This is a genomic window from Pseudomonas putida, assembly GCF_002025705.1.
GTDB lineage: Bacteria > Pseudomonadota > Gammaproteobacteria > Pseudomonadales > Pseudomonadaceae > Aquipseudomonas > Aquipseudomonas putida_J.
This window is the reverse complement of sequence record NZ_CP018846.1, coordinates 3,449,581-3,471,976: the sequence shown is the minus strand read 5'-3', so window position 1 is coordinate 3,471,976 and position 22,396 is coordinate 3,449,581. Positions and strand designations below refer to the sequence as shown.

The following is a 22,396-nucleotide window of genomic DNA, read 5'->3' as shown; positions in this document are numbered from 1 at the left end:
CGATGTCTCGTTTCTTTATTGATCGACCCATCTTCGCCTGGGTGATTGCCCTGGCGATCATGCTGGGTGGAGCACTGGCGATCCACAGCCTCCCTGTCAACCAGTACCCCAACATCGCGGCGCCGGCTGTTCAGATTACCGTAACTTACCCAGGAGCTTCTGCGCAGACCGTTCAAGATACTGTGGTGCAAGTCATCGAGCAGCAGTTGAACGGCCTGGATGGCTTGCGCTACATCAGCTCAGCAGCGAACAGTGACGGTAGCGTAGAAATCACAGTTACGTTCGACCAGGGCGTCAATCCTGATATCGCGCAGGTTCAGGTGCAGAACAAGCTTCAGCTTGCAACGCCTAACCTGCCGGCGGAGGTGCAGCGACAAGGGATCCGCGTGGTGAAGTTCCAGGTGAATTTCATGCTGCTGGTTAGCATTTATTCGAAGGATGGGAAGCTGAGCTACGGTGATCTGGGCAACATCATTGTCTCTAACTTTCAGGATCCTTTGTCCCGCACCCAAGGCGTAGGCGACTTCTTCGTCTTCGGCTTCCAGAACGCGATGCGCATCTGGCTGGATCCCGCCAAACTCAACAGCTACCAGTTGATGCCTAGCGATGTTACAGCAGCCATTTCGGCGCAGAACGTCCAGGTATCCTCAGGATCTGTTGGCGGGCTGCCGACTCGAAAAGGTGTTGAGCTGAGCGCGACGGTAATCGGTAAAACCCGGTTGAAAAGCGCTGATGAGTTCAAGGAAATTCTGGTCAAGGTACAGCCAGACGGCTCTCAGATCCGCTTGAAGGATCTCGGCGAAGTGGTATTGGGCAATGAAACCTACTCCTTCGACGTGAACTACAACGGTAAGCCTGCCGCAGGTATTGCACTGCGCTTGGCCACCGGTGCGAACATGCTTGAGGCCGTCGAACGCGTCAAAAATACTGTCGACCAGCTCAAGCCTTACCTGCCGCCCGGAGTAGAAGTAGTTTACCCCTACGACACCAGTCCCTCTGTGAAAGCCTCGATCGACTCGGTGGTGCACACCCTGTTTGAAGCAGTGGTGCTGGTATTCCTGGTCATGCTGCTGTTCTTGCAGAATATCCGCGCGACGTTGATCCCAACCCTGGCGGTGCCGGTTGTACTTCTCGGCACCTTTGGTGTGCTGTACGCCTGTGGTTTCACCATCAACGTAATGACGATGTTCGCCATGGTTCTCGCAATCGGCCTGCTCGTGGACGATGCCATCGTGGTCGTGGAAAACGTTGAGCGACTGATGGAGGAGGAGCACCTATCGCCACGTGAAGCCACCTACAAGTCGATGCAGCAGATCTCCGGGGCGCTGGTAGGGATCGGCTTGGTCATTAGTGCTGTATTCATGCCAATGGCTTTCTTCGGTGGTTCTGCAGGCATTATCTACCGGCAGTTCTCTATCACCATCATCACCGCGATGGGGCTCTCTGTACTGGTCGCTTTGGTTTTCACCCCGGCACTTTGCGCCACCATGCTCAAAGCCCATGCCGGTGGCGAGAAGAAACAAACTGGTTTCTTCGCCTGGTTCAACCGCGTCTTTGAGCGCAACACCGATCGCTACGCCTCTTCGATCTCCAAGATCTTGCGCAATCCCAAGCGTACCTTCGTGATTTACGCATTGCTGCTCCTTGGCGTAGTCGCCATGTTCCGCAATCTGCCGTCTGCTTTCCTGCCGGATGAAGACCAAGGATTGTTGATTGTGCAAATTCAGACGCCGCCCAACAGCAGTGCTGAGCGTACCCAAGCTGTCATCGACCAAGTTCGAAACTATCTGTTGGAAGATGAGAAAGAAGGTGTCGTCTCGGCGTTCAACCTTAGCGGCTTCAACTTTGCGGGCCGGGGGCAGAATTCTGCCGTGATCTGGGTTCGACTCAAGCCATTTGAGGAGCGTACTTCCAGCGAAAACTCAGCCTTTGCGATTGCTCAGCGGATTACACGTTTTGCCAGCACTGTCCGTGATGCCCATGTCGTTTCGATCGTTCCTCCTGCAATCATGGAAATGGGCAACGCAACAGGTTTTGACCTCTTCCTTCAGGACAACGGCGCTCGTGGCCATGCTGCGTTGATGGAGGCTCGCGACCAGTTGCTCAAACTGGTGGCCAAGGAGCCTGCGCTGGCCATCGTTAGGCCTAACGGACTCTCTGATGAAGCTCAGTACCAGGTGACGATTGATGACGAGAAGGCTCGGGCGCTGCAGGTTTCGATCGAGTCGATCGATGACACGATGTCTGTTGCTTGGGGTTCCACTTACGTCAACGATTTCATCGACAAAGGGCGTGTGAAAAAGGTTTATGTCCAGGGAGAAATGGACGCTCGGATTTCGCCTGAAGACTTTGACAAGTGGTACGTTCGAAATGCGGCTGGGCAGATGGTGCCATTCTCCTCGTTCGCCAGTGGTCAGTGGGTCTACGGCTCGCCTAAGCTGGAGCGCTATAACGGCATCCCTTCTGTCGAGTTGCTGGGTCAGCCAGCACCTGGCTACAGCACAGGTGATGCCATGGCAGCGATTGAGCGGGTCGCTTCGCAGCTGCCAAATGGCTTTGGAGTGTCCTGGACTGGTCTTTCTTATGAAGAACGAGCAGCCGGTTCTCAAGCGACGACACTCTATGTGCTCTCACTGATGATCGTATTCCTCTGCCTTGCAGCGCTGTATGAGAGCTGGTCGGTACCAGTATCGATCATGCTCGTCGTGCCGCTGGGGGTGCTTGGTGCGGTTGCTGCAACGCTGGGGCGAGGTCTTTCCAACGACGTGTTCTTCCAGGTCGGCATGTTGACGACCATGGGGCTTGCAGCGAAGAACGCCATCCTGATCGTCGAGTTCGCAAAAGACCTCTACGAAAACCAGGGCCGTACCTTGGTACAGGCTGCAACCGAGGCAGCTCGTCTGCGACTCCGTCCAATCATCATGACTTCTATCGCGTTCGTGATGGGTACGCTGCCTCTTGCACGCGCTTATGGGCCAGGCAGTGGAAGCCAGCATTCGATTGGTACAGCGGTAGTCGGGGGTACGCTCGCGGCAACATTCTTGGCCATTTTCTTCGTGCCGTTGTTCTACGTAGCTGTGACAAAAATATTCAAGTCCAAGCAACGTGGGGCTGTGCGCGTAGCTACCCCTGAGGGAGCTCAACATGACGCATAAACCTCTACTCTTGGTGTTGGCGATGACACTGGGTGGTTGCAGTCTGATCCCCGATTACCAACGTCCCGAGGCGCCGGTTCCCCATACATTTCCTGAGGGCGCCGCGTATGCGGCCCCGTCTTCAGGAAGCCTAGCGAAGATCGATTGGAAAACCTTCTTCAAAGATCCAGCCTTGCATGAACTGGTGGATTTGGCTCTGTCCAACAATCGCGACCTGCGCAAAGCGGCACTGAGTGTTGACGCATACCGCGCGCAGTACCGCATCCAGGGGGCGGCGCTGCTGCCTGAGATTAGAATTGAAGGGCGCACTGGGCGCTCCCGAACCCCGAGTGACCTTTCAACAACGGGTCAACAAACCACAGCGGGGGATAACAGTCTTCAGGTAGGGCTAACAAGCTACGAGCTGGACGTTTGGGGCCGCGTACGCAGCCTTGATCAGAATGCGCTGGAAACGTATCTCGCTAGCGAAGAAACGCAACGGAGCGTGCAGTTGGGCTTGGTCGCCAACGTTGCGATCGCCTATTTCACATGGCGCACTGATCAGCAGCTTCTGGAGGTCACGCAGTCGACACTGCAAAACTACCGGCACAATCTGGATCTGGTACAAGCCAGCAGCGAGGCCGGTACTGCTTCAGATCTCGATGTACGTCAGGCAAGGACACTCGTAGACAGCGCGCGCGGGCAGGTACACGCATTCACCCGTCAGGTTGCCCAGGACGCAAATGCTCTGCGGCTTCTGCTAGGGACGAACATTCCGGCAAACCTGAGCGGCGTGAATTTGGACGCAACCTTGCTCGCAGACATACCAGCAGGGCTGCCCGCGGAGCTGATACAACAACGTCCAGACATCCGTGCCGCCGAGCATCAGCTGCGCGCGGCCAATGCAAATATCGGCGCTGCCCGTGCGGCTTTTTTCCCGAGTATCACGTTGACGGGGGGCGCAGGGACTGCCAGCAGCCGACTGAGCGGCCTGTTTGATTCAGGTTCGGAAAGCTGGAGCTTCGCGCCTCAAATCAATCTCCCCATTTTCAATGGCGGACGACTCAAGGCGAGTTTGGACTACGCGAAAATCCAGAAAGATATTGGAGTTTCGAACTATGAGTCGGTTATCCAGACCGCCTTCCGCGAAGTGGCGGATGGCTTGGCAGCGCTGGGAACCTGGGGCAAGCAGATAGAAAGCCAGCGTGATCTGGTACGCACCTCCGAGGAGTACAACCAGATGGCGCAGCAGCGCTACGACGAAGGCGTGGATAGCTACTTGGCTTTGCTTGATGCCCAGCGTCAGCTCTTGTCTGCACGGCAACAACTGTTGACCGATCACCTTGCTCAACTCACGTCCCAAATCCAATTGTACAAAGCGCTTGGTGGAGGGTGGTCTGATGTCTCCCAAAGGCCGCCTGTAGCAAAGCAGTAAAACTCCCCGATCTCCTTTGGTGGGAGTCTTTTTAAGGCGCTTTAGGGCGCCTTCTTTTTTGGTCGAATTCGCCAGGATAAGCGGTAATCACAACAGCCCAGCCTCGGAAGGGCTCAGCCATGGTTCAACGCTAGAGAATTAACCTTCAGGCTAATGCTTAGCAGGCTAAGCATCGGTATAGTCTACGCATCCCCGACTAGCGAAGTGGTTAACTCGTGTCTGCACATCCCTCTCTGGCTAAAGCTCGCTTGCTTGTTTCCTTGGCCATTTTGAGCGCTCTCGTAGGAAGTACAGCCCCATCCCCTTTGTACGGTCTTTATCAAGCGACCCTGCATTTCTCGTCGACGACCCTAACCTCGCTTTTTGCCGTTTACGCCATCGGCGTCTTGCTCGCGTTGGCAGTCCTGGGAAGGCTGTCCGACCGGTTGGAGGATCGTCGCTTTGTCTTGGTGCCAGCCCTGTTAGCCGTAGCCGCAGGGTCATTGGTATTCGCATTTTCTACGGAGCTTTATGGACTATTCCTCGGGCGTTTTTTGGCCGGGGTAGGAACGGGTGCACTTACGGGGAGCGCCAACGCGGCGCTGGTAGGTTTTGATGCTCAAGATCGCAAGCGGCATGCAGCGGTATTGGCCACCGTTTCTTTCACGTCCGGCGCAGCCTTGGGGCCCGTCCTAAGCTCGGTTGCCATAGGCGTTGATTTTTATCCTACCTCAAGTCCTTTTGTACTTAACGCTTGCCTGGCCATCCTGACTGCAATGGGATTGTGTCGCGTGGAGTGGAGCGAGGAGGTTGTTCATCACACTTCCAAAATAAGCGGCGGCAGTGTGCGTTTGACCCTCGACGAGCAAATGCGAGGCAGCTGGCGGGCGTTCACTCGGATCTCATTGATCTTGGTGGTCGCATGGTCGGTCGGATCGGTTTTCGTCGCATTAGGGCCTTCGATGATTATCAGCACGCTGACAGAGGTCTCAACGCACAGCCATGCCTCTGCAGGTTTGCTTGTTACAGCGTTTCAGGCGACTGCAGGGATGACGCAATTCTTCTGCCGACGCATCAGGCCTGAACTCGCCATGAGTGTTGGTGGGGCGTTGATCTGTGTAGCCTGGGTGGGATGCCTGGTCGCCTTGTACGTGCATCAGCCATCAATATTCGTACTCTTTACCGTCCTTGCAGGGGTGGGCTATGGCGCTACGTTCGTGGGCGCAATGGGTGTTTTTACATCGCTTGCTCCTGGTACTCACAGAGCGGCTTTGGGGTCGCTTTTCTATCTCGCAGGATATTTGGGGAGTGCCATCGGAATCATCGCCATGGGTGCGGCAGTGGATGCGCTAGGTATGGAGAAGGCCTCTGCGGTAATGCTGGTGGTAGTCGCCGCATCGCTTGGATATTTGTTGTTGGGCAAGGATGGAGTGGTCGAGCATAAGGGTTAGCCTACCGCGGCGGCCTCAAGGCAATGCCGTGAGAGCTTTGGTTAGGCAGCGCGAGCTATGAGGCGTCCCTCGATGTCTGTATCAACTAGCGGCGGCTGCCATGGGAAGGGAAGAGCGGAAGGACTTCCTCGGCGAGCTCCTCCATGACGTCCGCATAAGGTCGGTGGCTCACCTTTGGATTCAGAGCGATGTGGCCAATGCCAGCGACCTTGGCGGTCTGAAAAAACTCGATAAGCGCATTGCGTCCTGATCGAAAGCCCCCGGGTATACGGCGCATCGGGGCTTCCGCGTTTTCAAATAGATCCAGGAACATGCCCAGCCCAAGCGGTTTAAAGGCTCCATAGTCTGCATGCCGCGCAACGGCATCTTGCCATTGCTTAGCCACAGATGAGATGTAAAACGGATCTGGTGCAGCTCGAATGAGGCCGTCCAGATTAGTCGCAATCCACTCAAGCGATTGCTGTGCTTGGCCCACCGCCAGAGTCGGCGTCCGGCCTGTAAACGGTTTAGGAATCAGATCAAAGCCGCCGTTCGAACGACCAAATTGCGAGTCGAATGAAGGGAAACTCTGCTCGGTTACAGTCTTGAAAACGGTATAGCTCTCGCGGAATCGAGCGCCACGTGAGTCGAAATCTACGCCAAACAAAGGGTAGTCCGCAGGCCGGTCACCGGAAGATATACCTAGAATCACGCGTCCCGTAGAAAGCTGATCGAGCGAGGCGATTTGCTTGGCGAGTGATAGAGGTTCACGCAACGGCAGTACTATCCCTGTCGTACCTAGAACGATGTTTTGAGTAAGCGCGGTCAGATAACCAATGTATGGAATGGGATCAAAGACCTGAGCAACGTCGCCGTAATCTGGATCGTAAAAGGGCACGTCACGTAACCAGAGCGCTGCAAATCCTAGCTGATCGGCTTTCACCGCCATTGATGCGTGATCGGCCATGGTTGGCGCGGGTTTCCCTGGATGGGTTTCAAGCGGCATGATCAAGCCTACCGTGAGTTCACCCTGCGCGAACAGGCGTCGGTGGCCTGGGTGCGAATCCAGTTTTTGAGTGATGGCCCGACTGGCTTTGCTCATGAACGACATTTTCCTCTCCTTCAGTCCGAAAGGTTTAGTCTAGTCATGGGCAATTTGATGATTAAGCTAGGTAGATTCCGAGCATCTGATCCCTATACTCCCAAATGGTGAACGGTGGGTTCTGCACGATGGCTGGATTTTCGCAATAACAGTGAATGACCTCTCAAGATTCGCATAATATTCGATGACGGGCAGTGTCGTGATGTGTTTTATGAATCGATTCCACTAATTTTTCTATTGGTTAAACTTCACGATCGCGTCTAGGTTCGTAAGCGGCACCCAAAAATAACAAGAGGTTTCATTGAACCTCACAAGCCGGAGCAACACGCCATGTTTGCGCAACCCTTTAACCGACATCGCCTCCTGCACCTCAACGGCTCCAACTCTGAGATGCCTCGCAAAATCCCTCCAGTCTGTCTCTGCTACTCAACTACGCACTGTCCACTCGTTCAAGGCATTGCGACTCTCAGTCGAACATTTTTTCATGCATGATGGGTTTGGATTATCTGACCTAACCAAAGTTCGTCTAAAGGGTACTCACTTGCTACTAAGAAAGTTCCTGAGCGGTGTAGTCGCAGGCGTCAAACAAACAAGACACGTTTGGCATAAAATTGACTAGAAGGAGTCAGGCACCTATGGATGTGAAAGGCAAAGTAGTATTAATCACTGGGGCTGGTCAGGGCATGGGGGCAGCGGAAGCTGTCGCCTTCGTCGCGGGGGGAGCGAAAGTCGTCCTGGCTGATGTCCTTGATGACAAGGTTCAACTGCTTGCCAGGGATCTGGGAAGCAATGCCACTGCAGTGCATCTCGATGTAAGGAGTACTCAAGAATGGGAAGGCGCTGTTGAGGCTGCAACCAACCGATTTGGGCGTGTTGACGTGCTGATAAACAACGCCGGTATCCTTCGTTTTACACCAGTTGATGAATGCTCCGACGAGGAATGGGAGCTCGTAACCTCAATCAATCTGAGCGGTGCCTTCAAGGGAATACGTGCCGTTGCTCCCGCAATGAAGAATGCGGGAGGCGGTTCAATAATCAATGTTTCATCGACCTCCGGGCTTAAGGCATTTTCTTCGGTTCCTGCCTATGTCACATCGAAATTTGGTATCCGAGGACTTACAAAGGCAGCAGCCCTTGATCTTGCGCCTTACAACATCCGTGTGAATTCGATCCATCCCGGCAATATCCAAACGCCAATGATTGACGGGCTCTACCAATCCTTCACACACGTACCAATGAGTCGTGCTGGCCATCCATCTGAGATCAGCAACTTAGCCTTGTTTCTCGCTAGCGATGCAAGCTCTTTCAGTACAGGGGCAGAGTTCGTCGCTGATGGTGGCGAAACAGCCGGTTTGCCAGCACTTTTCTAAGGCTGTGTGGAATCCACTCAAGGGCCGAGTATTCCTGTATAATTTCATCATTAAGGTGCATGAACTCAAATCATTTCAGCTCGGGATTCATAATGGCGGTTAACACTTTTGACGGAATCAGGGAATTCGTCACATCAGCTCAAACGCTCAGCTTCACTGCTGCAGCGCTGGAGCTTGGAGTGACAAGCTCTGCAGTAGGAAAAAGTGTTACGCGCCTGGAGGCCCGTCTAGGTGTGAAGCTCCTGCATCGTACGACTCGGCGACTGATCCTTACGAGCGAAGGCGAAGCATTTCTCGCCAGCTGCTTGCGGGCAATTGATGAGTTGGCTGAATCGGAAAGTTTTCTCACGACAGGGCAGCAGGAGCCTGTTGGTCGGCTACGTGTGGATCTTCCCGCTGCATTCGGTCGCCGACATATTCTGCCGACTCTGATTGACCTCTCAGTTCGTTATCACAAGCTAGATCTGTCCGTGAGTTTCAGTGAGCGGCTGGTTGACATCATCAACGATGGAGTGGACTTGGTAGTAAGGATTGGGACACTCAAAGATGACGGTGAGATTGTCGCTCGCAAGCTGGGAAGCCAGAGCTTGCTAATTTGCGCCACGCCCGACTACCTTGAGCGCCGCGGTATCCCACAGACACGAGAAGATTTACTGACTCACGACTGTATCGTAGGCTGGCGGAACGGCACCCGAAAGACCTGGATGCTGTTGGATGATAAGGGGCATGTCAGCGAGCAAGAGGTATGCGTGAAGCACGAGATGGGTGATGGAGAGATGTTGTTGGAGATGACACTCGCCGGGGGAGGGCTGGCGCAACTTCCAACTTGGCTCGTTCAAGATCAGATCGAACAAGGTCTCTTGATACCTGTCCTCCAGCAATATGAGGGGGCTGAAATGCCGATTCATGTCATCTGGCCGCGTACACGCTACATTCAGCCCAAGGTGAGGATGATCGTCGACGCACTTCTTGAGCTCGCTCAGCGGGACTCGAAAATTTTCCGTCCTGATTGATGATCTGTGACTTCATCTAGGCTCTGTACGAAAAGAGATGTCGCAAACACCGCATGGAACAAGCCAGTGAGACCATAGCGGCATAGCTTTTCGCGAGCTTGTCGAAGCGTGTCACGATGCGGCGGTTCTCTTTCAGCCAGCCAAACATGCGCTCGATGATGTTGCGCTGTCGGTATTTGGGCCGATCAAACAGTCTGGGTATGCCAGGCTTGGGTTTGCGTTTCATTGAGCGCATCGGGATGACGGGTTGCATTCGATATTGGTCGCAGTACCGGCGAAGCGCTTCGGCGTCGTAGCCTTTGTCGGCCAGCAGCCATTTGCAGCGCTTGCGCGGACGACCTCGTTGGCTTGATGGAATGCTAACGTCGTCCAGCAGTGGCTGGGCGTAGCTAATGTCACTGGCTTGACCGCCAGAGAGGAGAAAACGCAGCGGTGTCCCGTTAGCGTCGCAGAGCATGTGGATTTTGGTTGTCAGGCCACCGCGACTGCGGCCTAGAGCGTGATCGGCAGGCTCGTCAGGCCCCCTTTTTTCCCGGCGCCAGAAGAGGCTCGGGTTGCGCGTACAGCAGTTGAGTCGATCATCCAGGTTTGCAAATCGATCAAGCCTTGCTCATTCAATCTCAGGTGCAAGCGTTTGAGCATCTGATCGAAGGTGCCCTGGTTTCGCCAACCCCGAAACCGTTGATACACCGTTGACCATGGGCCGAAGCGTTCCGGTATATCTCGCCACGCAGCGCCCGAACATAGTACCCAGAGCACGCCATCGAGCATCAGGCGGTCGCTCAGGCGGGGCCGCCCCCGGCCATGGGTTTCAGTGAAAAGATCGGCGACCACAGTCCAGGCCTCATCCGAGAGTTCGTAACGCTTTGCCATCACAGAATTCCTTTCCGTAGATGGCCGGGAACCCTACAGAATTTCAGCGTCCAAAGGGCGCCGATTGGGTTTCTCGGGATTTCGTACAGAGCCTAGGAAAAGGCGACCCACACAGAGGTCGCCTTTTTATCATCGCGGAGCATGCTGGCGGGCTAACGCATGCCGCCATCTACTTGACTCTCAGCTGAGTCAGCTGCAGCTCGCAGGTACACTTTAGGCTGGATTGTAGAATGGATAATCCACATAGCCTTTCTCGCCGCTGTTGCCATAGAAAGTCTCCCGGTCAGGAGTGGCAAGTGGCCATCCATTCTTCATGCGCTCAACGAGATCAGGGTTGGCGATGAAGGGTCGACCGAAGGCAATTAAATCGAGTTCGCCCGCCTCAAGAGCGGCTTCAGCGGAGTCGCGATCAAAACCTCCCGCCGCGATGAGCGTCCCTCTGTACGACTCTCTGAAATTCTTGGCGAACCCTTCAGGCATTCGTTCCGCACCGATGGTCAGTTGGTCGCTCAAATGCACATACGCAATGTTTCGCTTTTGCAGTTCGGCCGCCACCGTTACCCATGTTTCGGCTTCGTCATCGAATGGCGCCATGTCGAAAAGCCGTCCGAATGGGGAAATACGTACACCCACCTTGTCTCGGCCAATCTCCGCCGCGACTGCATCGATCGTTTCCAGGAGAAGCCTGATTCGATTTTCGATCGGCCCCCCATACTCATCAGTACGATCGTTTACGGTTGGATTGATGAACTGCTCGAACAGGTATCCATTGGCTCCATGTATTTCGATACCGTCGAATCCTGCTTCCATAGCCCTAGCTGCAGCACGGACGAAATCAGCTTTGATGTCAGCAATTTCTGGGACTGACAATGCACGCGGCTTACTGGCTTGGACAGGGCCAGGCTGATGGTTTTCATCGTAAGCGTACGCATTGGAGTTAGCTGCCAGCTTAGCGCTTGAGGAGACAGGAGCTTCGCCGTTAGGTTGCAAGCTGGTGTGAGATACACGGCCTACATGCCACAGCTGGGCGAAAATGCACCCCTTTTCCTGGTGGACGGCTGCGTTGACCCTTTTCCATCCTTCGACTTGTTCTTGCGTATACAAGCCAGGGTTGAACAGATAACCACGACCTTGCATCGAAACTGGTACACCTTCGGTGATGATCAGTCCGGCACCAGCGCGTTGCTGGTAGTACAACACGGTCAGTTCATCGGGAACTGTCGTTTCAGCACGCGCGCGCGTCATGGGGGCCATGACCACGCGATTCTTTAAGGTGATGCCTGACAAGGTATAGGGCGTGAAAAGCATGCTCATTAGGATCTCTCGAGGGAGCGCTCCGATGCGCTGATCAGGGAAATATACGCGCGTTATTTCTGCTGATAACCGCTCTCAGATTCCAGGCATTATGGAATCAGGTTCCACAATAAGGTGTTGTACTGCGGAGTCACCGTCTGTAGCCTAAAATCCGGTGCATTTCCAGACGTCCCAATGAGCACTACCGCCGCCTGTTGAAGGAAGTTCGATTGTCTACTGCGTTCAAAGATTTTGACCCGGCCCGCCTGCGCTGCTTTGATCTTAATAAATTAGTCGTTTTCATGGCTGTTCACCGTTCTAAGAGTGCGAGCGGTGCGGCGGCCTTGCTGGGCGTCACTCAGCCAGCTATTAGCAATACGCTTAGCGATCTGAGAACGTTTTTTGGTGATGAACTTTTTGTCCGACGGGGAAAGCGGTTGCATCCAACACCGCACGCGAACGCTATTGCTGAGTATCTCGAGCGCTCTCTGAACTTGCTCGAAGAGGCATTTAATATTTTTTCAGTTCGACTTCGCTGAGTGGGCGCGCGAAAGAAGCGCCAATATTCCATCAGGTCAGTGGAGATCTGGTGGAGCTTTCTAACTAGCCCTCAGAAAGGGGAGGCGATTTACATCGCGTGGAGCAAAGAGCGGAGCGCTGACTCCATGGTCATCTCCTGTTGAAGTAATTACAGCAAAATCTTACAGGCATGCTGAGTAATCCGGAGCAGAGCCTCGACTGGCATGAGGTAATCAGCGAAATTATGAGGTTGGCTCTGATTGCATGACAGGCGGCACCTGAACGATTCATAAAGTGAATCGGTCGGTGGCATTTTTGCAATAGTTGCACATGGCTGATCAGGGTATTGTCGGACGGATCACGCCTCGCGTTGGACGTCAGCGGGTCAGCGAATGTAAAACAGTCTGCCCGGCTGACGTTTGTAGGTAGTGAGTATCTGGCCCCTCCGCCGATGATGGGATTGCATGAGAGCCTTACCTTCGACCATGAATGATCTTGCTTACGCTGACCTAAACCTAAATCCCCTTAAACGGGAGGCCATCTGTAGGAACAAGCGCATTATAGTGAAGGGCACCTCCTTCAGATTGCTCTTGCTTCTAGTCAGTAACGCTGATGATATTGTTAGCCGCCAGAGTATATTCAAGGACGTTTGGGGTTTTCATTTCGACCCAGGCACCAAGCGCATAGAAGTGCAGCTCAATTACCTGCGTAAAGTTTTGCGATTGTTAGATTCCACAACCGCAATCGAAACGCATCGTGGCAAAGGCCTCAGGTTGTATGAGGTAGATAAGCAGAGGCCTTGCACGTAAACTAAGTGCTCACATCAAGAACTGGCGTAGAGCATGTGCTATCGAATTTGGGCGGAACTCATTACCGGACTAAAGTCGTCGAGCGCTCGGTCAACAGGCTGATGTTGTTCTCACGCTCTAAGCGCGCAGGACTATGCCGGTTGCGTTGTTTTTCTCGCCTCAATGCGGTCATAAATTGCTTTTAATTCTTGATTGCGAATAGATATATCGGGCGCTTCAGTTTCTTGTTGCAGCCAGATTGTCGCGGCTCTTAAATTCAGTACGCCTAGGCTCTGTACGAAATCCCGAGAAACCCAATCGGCGCCCTTTGGACGCTGAAATTCTGTAGGGTTCCCGGCCATCTACGGAAAGGAATTCTGTGATGGCAAAGCGTTACGAACTCTCGGATGAGGCCTGGACTGTGGTCGCCGATCTTTTCACTGAAACCCATGGCCGGGGGCGGCCCCGCCTGAGCGACCGCCTGATGCTCGATGGCGTGCTCTGGGTACTATGTTCGGGCGCTGCGTGGCGAGATATACCGGAACGCTTCGGCCCATGGTCAACGGTGTATCAACGGTTTCGGGGTTGGCGAAACCAGGGCACCTTCGATCAGATGCTCAAACGCTTGCACCTGAGATTGAATGAGCAAGGCTTGATCGATTTGCAAACCTGGATGATCGACTCAACTGCTGTACGCGCAACCCGAGCCTCTTCTGGCGCCGGGAAAAAAGGGGGCCTGACGAGCCTGCCGATCACGCTCTAGGCCGCAGTCGCGGTGGCCTGACAACCAAAATCCACATGCTCTGCGACGCTAACGGGACACCGCTGCGTTTTCTCCTCTCTGGCGGTCAAGCCAGTGACATTAGCTACGCCCAGCCACTGCTGGACGACGTTAGCATTCCATCAAGCCAACGAGGTCGTCCGCGCAAGCGCTGCAAATGGCTGCTGGCCGACAAAGGCTACGACGCCGAAGCGCTTCGCCGGTACTGCGACCAATATCGAATGCAACCCGTCATCCCGATGCGCTCAATGAAACGCAAACCCAAGCCTGGCATACCCAGACTGTTTGATCGGCCCAAATACCGACAGCGCAACATCATCGAGCGCATGTTTGGCTGGCTGAAAGAGAACCGCCGCATCGTGACACGCTTCGACAAGCTCGCGAAAAGCTATGCCGCTATGGTCTCACTGGCTTGTTCCATGCGGTGTTTGCGACATCTCTTTTCGTACAGAGCCTAGGTGGACACAAAGGGCCTGGGCTAACCCTCGAGTGAACAGTGGGTTAGCGTCCGACCGATCAGATTCTGCTCGTAGCAAATTCAACAGGGACACTAGGGCTTGATCAGTCACGCCGGACACGTCCTGAAGTAACGCTTGGTTGGCCCTATCGCCAAACAGGGAATGCAGTACCTCTTCAAAAAGCGCCAAGTCCAGCAGCACCATGCGGCCCTTTCGCGACGCAAGGCCGCTCCTACAGGGGGCCGCGTATGGCCAGGTCAATGCGCGCAACGGCTGGTATCACCTTGTTCCGCCGGTGCCTTGCATGCTGCCGCCGAGATGGTCGCCAGCACGATCAGTGCAGCACCAGCAGCCATGCGCAGCGTCGGCTGGTCACCAAACAACCACCACGCTCCGAGAATGGCGTACACCGGCTCCAGGGCGATGATCATGCCGGCGGTACGGGCTTCCAGCCCTTCCAGGCTCTTGACGAACAGGAATTGCGACAGCCCGGTGCAGAACACGCCAAGCAGCGCCAGGTTGATCCAGTCATTGCTGCCCAGGCTGGTGTTGCCCAGGTGAGTGAAGGCGAACGGCGCCACCAGTGCGGCCACCACCACGTTCTGCCAGAAGGCCACCTGCATGGCGTTCATGTTCGATTGGTTGCGGCGGTTGGCCACGGTCAGCAGGGCAAATGCCAGGCCCGAGCCCAGGCCCCAAAGCAGGCCGACGGTGCCTTTGTCGAGCAGGTCGAAGGTTGGCACCACCAGTACCAGCCCCGCCGTCACCATCAGCAGCAGCAAGCCTTGTACGGCGCCGATGCGCTGGCCGAACACGCCACGTTCGATCATGGCGATAAAGGCCGGGAAGCTGGCAAAGCCCAGGGTGGCCACAGCCACGCCGCCAACCTTGACCGCGATGAAGAAGGTTACCCAGTGGGCTGCCAGCAGGGCACCGGTCAGGCCCAGCACTGGCAAGTTGCGCAGGGTCAGCGCGTCGAGCAGGCGGGTGCCCTTGAGCCCGGCGACGAAGCCCAGGGCGATGAAGGCGAAGGTGGCGCGGCCGAAGGTGATGATGCTGGCGTCGGCCTCGATCAGGTGACCGAGGATACCGGTCAGGCCGAACAGCACAGCGGCGATGTGGGCAACGCACAGGGCGTTACGGTGGCCGGTGGCAGCACCGGCTACGGGGATTGAAGTCGCGATCATGGCAGTCAAGTCTTCACAATGTGGCGCGCGCAAACACTCCCGATCGGCGCGACGCGGGTCTTAATACTGGGAGTTTTATCGTTATGAGCCCGGACGAACTGCCCGGTGCAAAAAGGCGCCACAGCGTTGGAATTGTGAAGCGAGGCTGTTTTACTCGCGAATACCACACCAGCCAGCCCACGGCGCGGGGCTGGTCGATGTGTGTATTATTTTTGTAGACACGGTTTTCAAGCCGATTACGGGCGACGTGTGCTTGTCTGATCGCGACATCGCTTGTTGCCTTGCTGCGCCGCGTTACTCGTCGCCGTAGTTCATGATCGACAGCAGGCGAATCGGCACCTGCACCAGTTGCTCCGGGCCGTGCGGGGTTTCGCCATCGAAGGTCAGGCTGTCGCCGGCCTGCATGCGGTACAGCTGGTTGCCGTGGCGATAGACCAGTTCACCCTCCAGCAGGTGCAGGAATTCGGTGCCGGGGTGGGCGAAGGTCGGGAATTCCTCGCTGGCGTCGTCCATGGTCACCATGTACGCCTCGAAATTCTTTTTCGGCCCCCTGGCGTGATTGAGCAAATGGTAGGTATGGCCCTTCTCGGTGCCGCGGCGCACCACTTCCAGCCCTTCGCCGGCCTTGACCAGCAAGGCATTGCCATCGGGCTGGTCGTACTGGCTGAACAGCTTGGCCATCGGCATGCCCAGCACATCGCACAGGCGGCTCAGGGTATCGAGGCTGGTGGACACCTGGGCGTTCTCGATCTTGCTCAGCATGCCCTGGCTGATGCCGGCGATGCGTGCCACATCGGCAAGCTTGAGCGACTGGGCCTGGCGCTGGCGCTTGATCTGCAGGCCCAGGTACTGCTCCAGGCGAAGGCGCGGTTGGGTTTCGGTTGGCATCGGGTGTCCTGCACGGTTTCAGTTCAAGAATAAAGATTTCGCACTGGGAAAGTGCGAGGCGCAGCTGCATTGGCTGCTTCTTTCCTCACGTGAAAACAAGTTTCCCATAAATAGAGCATAAAAAGCTGCATTGGATTTGTGCGGTCTGTGCGGGCCTCTTCGCGGCTAAAGCCGCTCCTACAGGGCTTTGCGCGGTCCTTGTAGGAGCGGCTTTAGCCGCGAAGAGGCCCGCACAGGCAATACATACCAGCGCCCTGGAAAGAGTTGGCAAGCACATTGCATTCCTGTGAGGAAAGTAAGTTTCCCATGTGGAATTAGTGCCCCCTCACCAGGAGTGATCAACCCATGTTGCCAGCAGAAACCCAGCGCACCCTCGACCAGTACGGCATCAAGTATGTGTTGGCGCAGTTCGTCGATATCCATGGTTCGGCGAAGACCAAGTCGGTGCCGGTCTCGGGCCTCAAGATGGTGGCTGAAGAGGGCGCGGGCTTTGCCGGCTTCGCCATCTGCGGCATGGGCATGGAGCCCCATGGCCCCGACTTCATGGCCCGTGGCGACCTGTCCACGCTGATCCCGGTACCGTGGCAGCCGGGCTATGGCCGGGTCGTGTGCGTCGGTCACGTCAACGGCCAACCTTGGCCCTACGACAGCCGTCATGTGTTGCAGCAACAGGTGCAGCGCCTGGCCGACAAAGGCTGGACCCTGAACACCGGCCTTGAGCCCGAGTTCAGCCTGTTCCGCCGCGACGAAAGCGGCAAGCTGCAACTGGTGGACGCCTCCGACAACCTCGACAAGCCCTGCTACGACTACAAGGGCCTGTCGCGCTCGCGGCTGTTCCTCGAACGCCTGACCGAGGCGCTGCAACCGGTCGGTTTCGACATCTACCAGATCGACCACGAAGACGCCAACGGCCAGTTCGAGATCAACTACACCTACAGCGACGCCATGGAGTCGGCCGACCGCTTCACCTTCTTCCGCATGGCCGCCGGCGAGATTGCCAACGACCTGGGCATGATCTGCTCGTTCATGCCCAAACCCGACCCCAAGCGCGCCGGCAATGGCATGCACTTCCACCTGTCGCTGGCCAGCAGCAACAACAAGAACCTGTTCCACGACCCGTCCGACAGCAGCGGCATGGGCTTGTCGAAGCTGGCTTACCACTTCGCCGCCGGCCTGCTGGCCCATGGGCCGGCGCTGTGTGCCTTCGCCGCGCCGACGGTCAACTCGTACAAGCGCCTGGTGGTCGGTCGCTCGCTGTCCGGCGCCACCTGGGCACCGGCTTTCGTCGCCTACGGCGCCAACAACCGCTCGGCGATGGTGCGCATCCCTTATGGCCGGCTGGAATTCCGCCTGCCGGACGCCGGCTGCAACCCGTACCTGGTCACCGCCGCAATCATCGCCGCCGGCCTCGACGGCATCGACCGCCAGCTGGACCCGGGCGAGATGTGCAACGAGAACCTCTACAACCTGAGCCTGGAAGAGATCGCCGCACGCGGCATCAAGACCTTGCCGCAGTCGCTCAAGGAAGCCGCCGACGCCCTGGAGGCCGACCCGCTGTTCCGTGAGGTGCTCGGCGCCGAGATCGTCGACGAGTTCCTCAAGCTCAAGCGCATGGAGTGGGTGGAGTACTGCCGCCACGTCTCCGACTGGGAAATCCAGCGCTACACCGAATTCTTCTGACCGCCAACCCTATCCCTGGGTAGCGGTAAATGCAGCGGCTACCCACTGCCTAGAAGGAGTATCACCATGTGTGGAATCGTAGGTCTGTACCTGAAAAAGCCAGCGCTGGAAGCCCAGCTCGGCAAGCTCTTCGAACCCATGCTCGAAGCCATGACCGACCGTGGCCCGGACAGCGCAGGCTTTGCCATCTACGGCGACGAAGTGGCCGATGGCTGGGTCAAGCTGACCTTGCAGGCGACGGACATCAATTACCCCTGGGCGGCCTTGATGGGCCTGCTGGAAGGGCGCCTGGGTTGCTCGCTGGACTGGTTCCAGAACGCCAGCGCCGCCGTGCTCAAGGTGCACACCAGCGAAGCGGCTGCCCGCCAGGCGCTGAGCGAACTGGCCGCTGATGTGCGCATCATGAGTGCCGGGCAGAGCATCGAGATCCTCAAGGGCATGGGCCTGCCGGCGGAAATCTCCAGCCGCTTCGGCCTGGCTGGCATGAAGGGCAGCCACATCATCGGCCATACCCGCATGGCCACCGAAAGTGCCGTGACCATGGAAGGCAGCCACCCGTTCTCTACCGGTGCCGACCTGTGCCTGGTGCACAACGGCTCGCTGTCCAACCACTTCCGCCTGCGCCAGGAACTCAAGCGCGAAGGCATCAGCTTCGAGACCGACAACGACACCGAAGTCGCTGCCGGCTACCTGGCCTGGCGCCTGCAGCAGGGCGACAGCCTGGCTCAGGCCCTGGATGGCGCGCTGCAAGACCTGGACGGCTTCTTCACCTTCGCCATCGGCACCCGCAACGGCTTTGCCGTGATCCGCGACCCGATCGCCTGCAAGCCGGCGGTACTGGCCGAGACCGACGACTACGTGGCCATGGCCTCCGAGTACCAGGCCCTGGCCAGCCTGCCGGGTATCGACAAGGCCAAGGTCTGGGAACCGGCGCCGGCCACCCTGTACGTCTGGGAGCGCGAAAGCGCCTGACCTCTCACCGAATCACTGGAGACATTCATGAAGACGATCGACCTTTCCAGCGCCTCGGTGCGCGTACTCAACCAGTCCCTGCACGGCGATGTGCAGGACCGCGAATGGCGGGTGACCCACCCCGACGGCAAGCACAACCTGGCCGTGGGCATCAACGCCGCCGTGTCGGTGGATATCGAAGGCCACGCCGGCTACTACTGCGCCGGCATGAACCAGCAGGCCAGCGTCACCGTGCACGGCAACGTCGGCGTAGGCGTGGCCGAGAACATGATGTCTGGCTCGGTACGGGTCAAGGGCAGCGCCTCCCAGGCCGCCGGTGCCACCGCCCATGGCGGGTTGCTGGTGATCGAGGGCGATGCTGGCGCGCGTTGCGGCATTTCGATGAAGGGTGTGGACATCGTGGTCGGCGGCAGCATCGGCCACATGAGCTGCTTCATGGGCCAGGCCGGGCGCCTGGTGGTGTGTGGCGATGCCGGCGATGCGCTGGGCGATTCGCTGTACGAGGTGCACATCTACGTCAAGGGCTCGGTGCAGTCGCTGGGCTCGGACTGCATCGAGAAAGAGATGCGCGCCGAGCACCTGCAAGAGCTGCAGGAGCTGCTGAACAAGGCCGGCCTGGAACACAAGGCGGCCGATTTCAAACGCTACGGCTCGGCCCGCCAGCTGTACAACTTCAAAGTCGACAACGCCAGCGCGTACTGATCCAGGAGCATTCCCATGAGCGAGCAATTCCCCCCGGTACTGCGTGAGTCGGCCACCTTCGATCGCCTGACCATCCAGGAAATCCAGCGTGCCGCCGAAACCGGCATCTACGACATTCGCGGTGGCGGCACCAAGCGCCGCGTGCCGCACTTTGATGACCTGCTGCTGCTGGGCGCCAGCGTGTCGCGCTACCCACTGGAAGGTTACCGCGAGAAATGCGGCACCGACGTGGTGCTGGGCAACCGCTTTGCCAAAAAGCCTATCCACCTGAAGATCCCGGTGACCATCGCAGGCATGAGCTTTGGCGCGCTGTCGGCCAACGCCAAGGAAGCCCTGGGCCGTGGCGCGACCATCGCCGGCACCAGCACCACCACCGGCGACGGTGGCATGACCCCGGAAGAGCGCGGCCAGTCGCAGCACCTGGTGTACCAGTACCTGCCGTCGCGCTACGGCATGAACCCCGACGACCTGCGCAAGGCCGACGCCATCGAGATCGTCCTCGGCCAGGGCGCGAAGCCGGGCGGTGGCGGCATGCTGCTGGGCATGAAGGTCACCGAACGGGTGGCTGGCATGCGCACCTTGCCGATCGGCGTCGACCAGCGCAGCGCCTGCCGCCACCCGGACTGGACCGGCCCGGACGACCTGGCGATCAAGATTGCCGAGATCCGCGAGATCACCGACTGGGAGAAGCCGATCTACGTGAAGATCGGTGCCAGCCGCCCGTACTACGACGTCAAGCTGGCGGTGAAGGCCGGCGCTGATGTCATCGTGCTCGACGGCATGCAGGGCGGCACTGCGGCCACCCAGGAAGTGTTCATCGAGCACGTCGGCATTCCGATCCTGCCAGCCATTCCCCAGGCGGTGCAGGCGCTGCAGGAGATGGGCATGCACCGCAAGGTGCAGCTGATCGTCTCCGGCGGCATCCGCAATGGTGCCGACGTGGCCAAGGCCATGGCCCTGGGGGCCGATGCCGTGGCCATCGGCACGGCGGCGCTGATCGCCCTGGGCGACAACCACCCGCGGCTGGACAGCGAGCTGAAGAAGATAGGCTCTGCCGCAGGCTTCTACGACGACTGGCAGAACGGCCGCGACCCGGCCGGTATCACCACCCAGGACCCGGAGCTGGCCAAGCGCCTGAACCCGGAAGAAGCCGGCCGCCGCCTGGCCAACTACCTGCGGGTGCTGGTGCTGGAGGCGCAGACCATGGCCCGCGCCTGCGGCAAGTCGCACCTGCACAACCTCGACCCCGAGGACCTGGTGGCACTGACCGTCGAGGCGGCCGCCATGGCCCGGGTGCCACTGGCTGGCACTGCCTGGGTGCCGGGCCAGGCCCAGTACTGATCCGATATTTCGGGGCCGCTTTACGGCCCTTTCGCGACGCAAGGCCGCTCCTACAAGGGACCGCAATCTCTTGTAGGAGCGGCCTTGCGTCGCGAAAGGGCTGCGAAGCAGCCCCAGATGCCCCCATTCGCAAAGGAGTGACCCCATGAAGCTTGCCCTTGCTGTTGTGCTGTTCGCGTTGACGCCGTTGGCCCACGCCGCCGAACCCACCCTGGACACCGGCAACACCGCCTGGATGATCTGCGCGGCGATGTTCGTGCTGATGATGTGCATCCCGGGCCTGGCGCTGTTCTATGGCGGCATGGTGCGGGCAAAGAACTTCCTCTCGGTGTTCACCCAGCTGTTCGCCGTGGCCGGGGTGATCGGCATCCTCTGGGTGCTGTTCGGCTACAGCCTGGTGGTCGACACCAGCGGCATGGCCGAAGGGCAGTTGACCTTCAACAGCTTCATCGGCGGCCTGGACAAGGCGCTGATGCTGAACATCGGCCACGACAGCCTGGTGGGCAGCATCCCGGAAGGGGTGTTCGCGGTGTTCCAGCTGACCTTCGCGATCATCACGCCAGCCCTGATTGCTGGTGGGTTTGCCGAGCGCATGAAATTCAGCGCCTCGCTGCTGTTCATGGCGGCCTGGTTCGTCCTGGTATACGCGCCCATCGCCCACATGGTGTGGGGTGGGCCGGGGGCGCTGATGGTCAACTGGGGTGTGCTGGACTTTGCCGGCGGCACGGCAGTGCATATCAACTCCGGTGTGGCAGCGCTGGCGGCGGCGTTGATGCTGGGCAAGCGCAAAGGCTACCCACAGACGGCCATGCCACCGCACAACCTCGGTTTCACCCTGGTGGGCGCCGGGCTGCTGTGGGTTGGCTGGTTCGGCTTCAACGTCGGCTCCGGGCTTGCGGCCAACGAAGGGGCAGGGGTGGTGATGCTGGCGACCATGGTGGCGGCCTGTGCCGGGATTGTCGGCTGGTTGCTGACCGAGAAAGTCATGCATGGTCGGCCGACGGCCCTGGGGGCGGCATCGGGTGCATTGGCCGGGCTGGTCGGCATCACGCCGGCCTGCGCTTTTGTCGGGCCATTGGGTGCGGTGGTGATCGGTTTGCTGACCGGCGCGATCTGCTTCTTTGCCGTGACCCGGCTCAAGCAGGCACTGGGGTATGACGACAGCCTCGATGTGTTCGGGCTGCATGGGGTTGGCGGGATGGTCGGGGCGGTGCTGACTGGGGTATTTGCTGCGCCGTCGCTGGGCGGCTATGTGGAAGGGGCCTCGCCGATCGGGCAGGCGTTGGTGCAGCTCGAGGGCGTGGCGTTCACCTTTGTTTACTGCTTTGTGGTGAGCTGGGCGATTCTCGGGGCAATCAAGCTGACCGTGGGGCTGCGGGCCAGCCGGGAAGAGGAAGAGCAGGGGCTGGACCTGGCCGAGCACAATGAGCGGGCTTACAACCTCTGACAGA

At 57.9% G+C, this 22,396-nt stretch carries 18 protein-coding genes; 13 read left to right on the top strand and 5 right to left on the bottom strand.

What is annotated here, in order from left to right:
- Positions 1–2 precede the first annotated feature (2 nt).
- The 3 genes from BUQ73_RS15620 to BUQ73_RS15610 all read left to right on the top strand — a co-directional run bounded on the left by BUQ73_RS15620 (position 3) and on the right by BUQ73_RS15610 (position 5,999).
- Positions 3–3,155, top strand: coding sequence for an efflux RND transporter permease subunit (locus BUQ73_RS15620; RefSeq protein ID WP_079228736.1), 3,153 nt, complete (start codon positions 3–5; stop codon positions 3,153–3,155).
- Positions 3,145–4,569 carry an efflux transporter outer membrane subunit gene (locus BUQ73_RS15615; RefSeq protein WP_079228735.1) on the top strand — a complete coding sequence of 475 codons (1,425 nt, stop codon included), beginning with the start codon at positions 3,145–3,147 and terminating at the stop codon, positions 4,567–4,569. The genes BUQ73_RS15620 and BUQ73_RS15615 overlap by 11 nt, the downstream gene beginning before the upstream one ends.
- Positions 4,570–4,784: 215 nt before the next feature.
- Positions 4,785–5,999 carry an MFS transporter gene (locus tag BUQ73_RS15610; protein ID WP_079228734.1) on the top strand — a complete coding sequence of 405 codons (1,215 nt, stop codon included), beginning with the start codon at positions 4,785–4,787 and terminating at the stop codon, positions 5,997–5,999.
- Between the two features lie 85 nt (positions 6,000–6,084).
- Here the strand turns inward: BUQ73_RS15610 and BUQ73_RS15605 are convergent, their stop codons facing one another.
- Entirely contained in the window at positions 6,085–7,089 is a 1,005-nt protein-coding gene (locus BUQ73_RS15605) for an LLM class oxidoreductase (RefSeq protein ID WP_079228733.1), read from the bottom strand.
- A gap of 626 nt (positions 7,090–7,715) precedes the next feature.
- Here BUQ73_RS15605 and BUQ73_RS15600 point away from each other — a divergent pair.
- Both BUQ73_RS15600 and BUQ73_RS15595 read left to right on the top strand, forming a co-directional pair.
- Complete coding sequence (locus BUQ73_RS15600) at positions 7,716–8,450, top strand: glucose 1-dehydrogenase (RefSeq protein ID WP_079228732.1); 735 nt, start codon at positions 7,716–7,718, stop codon at positions 8,448–8,450.
- Between the two features lie 92 nt (positions 8,451–8,542).
- On the top strand, positions 8,543–9,463 hold the full coding sequence (locus BUQ73_RS15595; protein WP_079228731.1) for a LysR family transcriptional regulator: 921 nt from the start codon (positions 8,543–8,545) through the stop codon (positions 9,461–9,463).
- A 16-nt stretch (positions 9,464–9,479) separates the two neighbouring features.
- On the opposite strand, the gene BUQ73_RS15590 is transcribed toward BUQ73_RS15595, so the two are convergent.
- Both BUQ73_RS15590 and BUQ73_RS15585 read right to left on the bottom strand, forming a co-directional pair.
- Positions 9,480–10,336 (bottom strand): IS5 family transposase gene (locus BUQ73_RS15590; RefSeq protein WP_152031561.1). Its coding sequence is split into 2 segments (ribosomal slippage): positions 9,480–9,992 and positions 9,995–10,336, totalling 855 coding nucleotides; the frame shifts between segments, so codons are not numbered across the junction.
- 213 nt (positions 10,337–10,549) lie between these two features.
- Positions 10,550–11,650, bottom strand: coding sequence for an alkene reductase (locus BUQ73_RS15585; RefSeq protein ID WP_079228730.1), 1,101 nt, complete (start codon positions 11,648–11,650; stop codon positions 10,550–10,552).
- 209 nt (positions 11,651–11,859) lie between these two features.
- Between BUQ73_RS15585 and BUQ73_RS15580 the strand changes: the two genes are divergently transcribed.
- From BUQ73_RS15580 to BUQ73_RS15570, 3 genes are all read left to right on the top strand, one after another.
- Positions 11,860–12,168, top strand: a complete 309-nt coding sequence (locus BUQ73_RS15580; RefSeq protein ID WP_079228729.1) for a LysR family transcriptional regulator — start codon at positions 11,860–11,862, stop codon at positions 12,166–12,168.
- A gap of 444 nt (positions 12,169–12,612) precedes the next feature.
- Positions 12,613–12,957 carry a winged helix-turn-helix domain-containing protein gene (locus BUQ73_RS29010; RefSeq protein ID WP_079228728.1) on the top strand — a complete coding sequence of 115 codons (345 nt, stop codon included), beginning with the start codon at positions 12,613–12,615 and terminating at the stop codon, positions 12,955–12,957.
- A gap of 361 nt (positions 12,958–13,318) precedes the next feature.
- Positions 13,319–14,175, top strand: a protein-coding gene (locus tag BUQ73_RS15570) for an IS5 family transposase (protein WP_152031561.1) whose coding sequence is annotated in 2 segments (ribosomal slippage) — positions 13,319–13,660 and positions 13,663–14,175 — 855 coding nt in all. Because the reading frame shifts where the segments join, the coding sequence is not laid out codon by codon here.
- 257 nt (positions 14,176–14,432) lie between these two features.
- Here the strand turns inward: BUQ73_RS15570 and BUQ73_RS15560 are convergent.
- Both BUQ73_RS15560 and BUQ73_RS15555 read right to left on the bottom strand, forming a co-directional pair.
- Positions 14,433–15,362: a DMT family transporter gene (locus BUQ73_RS15560; RefSeq protein ID WP_079228727.1), complete on the bottom strand. Its 930-nt coding sequence runs from the start codon at positions 15,360–15,362 to the stop codon at positions 14,433–14,435.
- A 294-nt stretch (positions 15,363–15,656) separates the two neighbouring features.
- On the bottom strand, positions 15,657–16,250 hold the full coding sequence (locus BUQ73_RS15555; RefSeq protein ID WP_027918571.1) for a helix-turn-helix domain-containing protein: 594 nt from the start codon (positions 16,248–16,250) through the stop codon (positions 15,657–15,659).
- A 345-nt stretch (positions 16,251–16,595) separates the two neighbouring features.
- Here BUQ73_RS15555 and glnT point away from each other — a divergent pair, with 345 nt between their 5' ends.
- The 5 genes from glnT to BUQ73_RS15530 all read left to right on the top strand — a co-directional run bounded on the left by glnT (position 16,596) and on the right by BUQ73_RS15530 (position 22,392).
- Positions 16,596–17,930 (top strand): type III glutamate--ammonia ligase, encoded by a 1,335-nt coding sequence (gene glnT / locus BUQ73_RS15550; RefSeq protein ID WP_079228726.1) that lies wholly within the window; start codon positions 16,596–16,598, stop codon positions 17,928–17,930.
- A 66-nt stretch (positions 17,931–17,996) separates the two neighbouring features.
- Positions 17,997–18,902, top strand: a complete 906-nt coding sequence (locus BUQ73_RS15545) for a class II glutamine amidotransferase (RefSeq protein WP_079228725.1) — start codon at positions 17,997–17,999, stop codon at positions 18,900–18,902.
- A gap of 27 nt (positions 18,903–18,929) precedes the next feature.
- A complete protein-coding gene (locus BUQ73_RS15540; RefSeq protein ID WP_079228724.1) occupies positions 18,930–19,604 on the top strand; it encodes a protein glxC in 675 nt (224 codons plus the stop codon).
- 15 nt (positions 19,605–19,619) lie between these two features.
- Entirely contained in the window at positions 19,620–20,945 is a 1,326-nt protein-coding gene (locus BUQ73_RS15535; protein WP_016715698.1) for an FMN-binding glutamate synthase family protein, read from the top strand.
- Positions 20,946–21,090: 145 nt separating this feature from the next.
- Positions 21,091–22,392 (top strand): ammonium transporter, encoded by a 1,302-nt coding sequence (locus tag BUQ73_RS15530; protein ID WP_079228723.1) that lies wholly within the window; start codon positions 21,091–21,093, stop codon positions 22,390–22,392.
- Positions 22,393–22,396 lie beyond the last annotated feature (4 nt).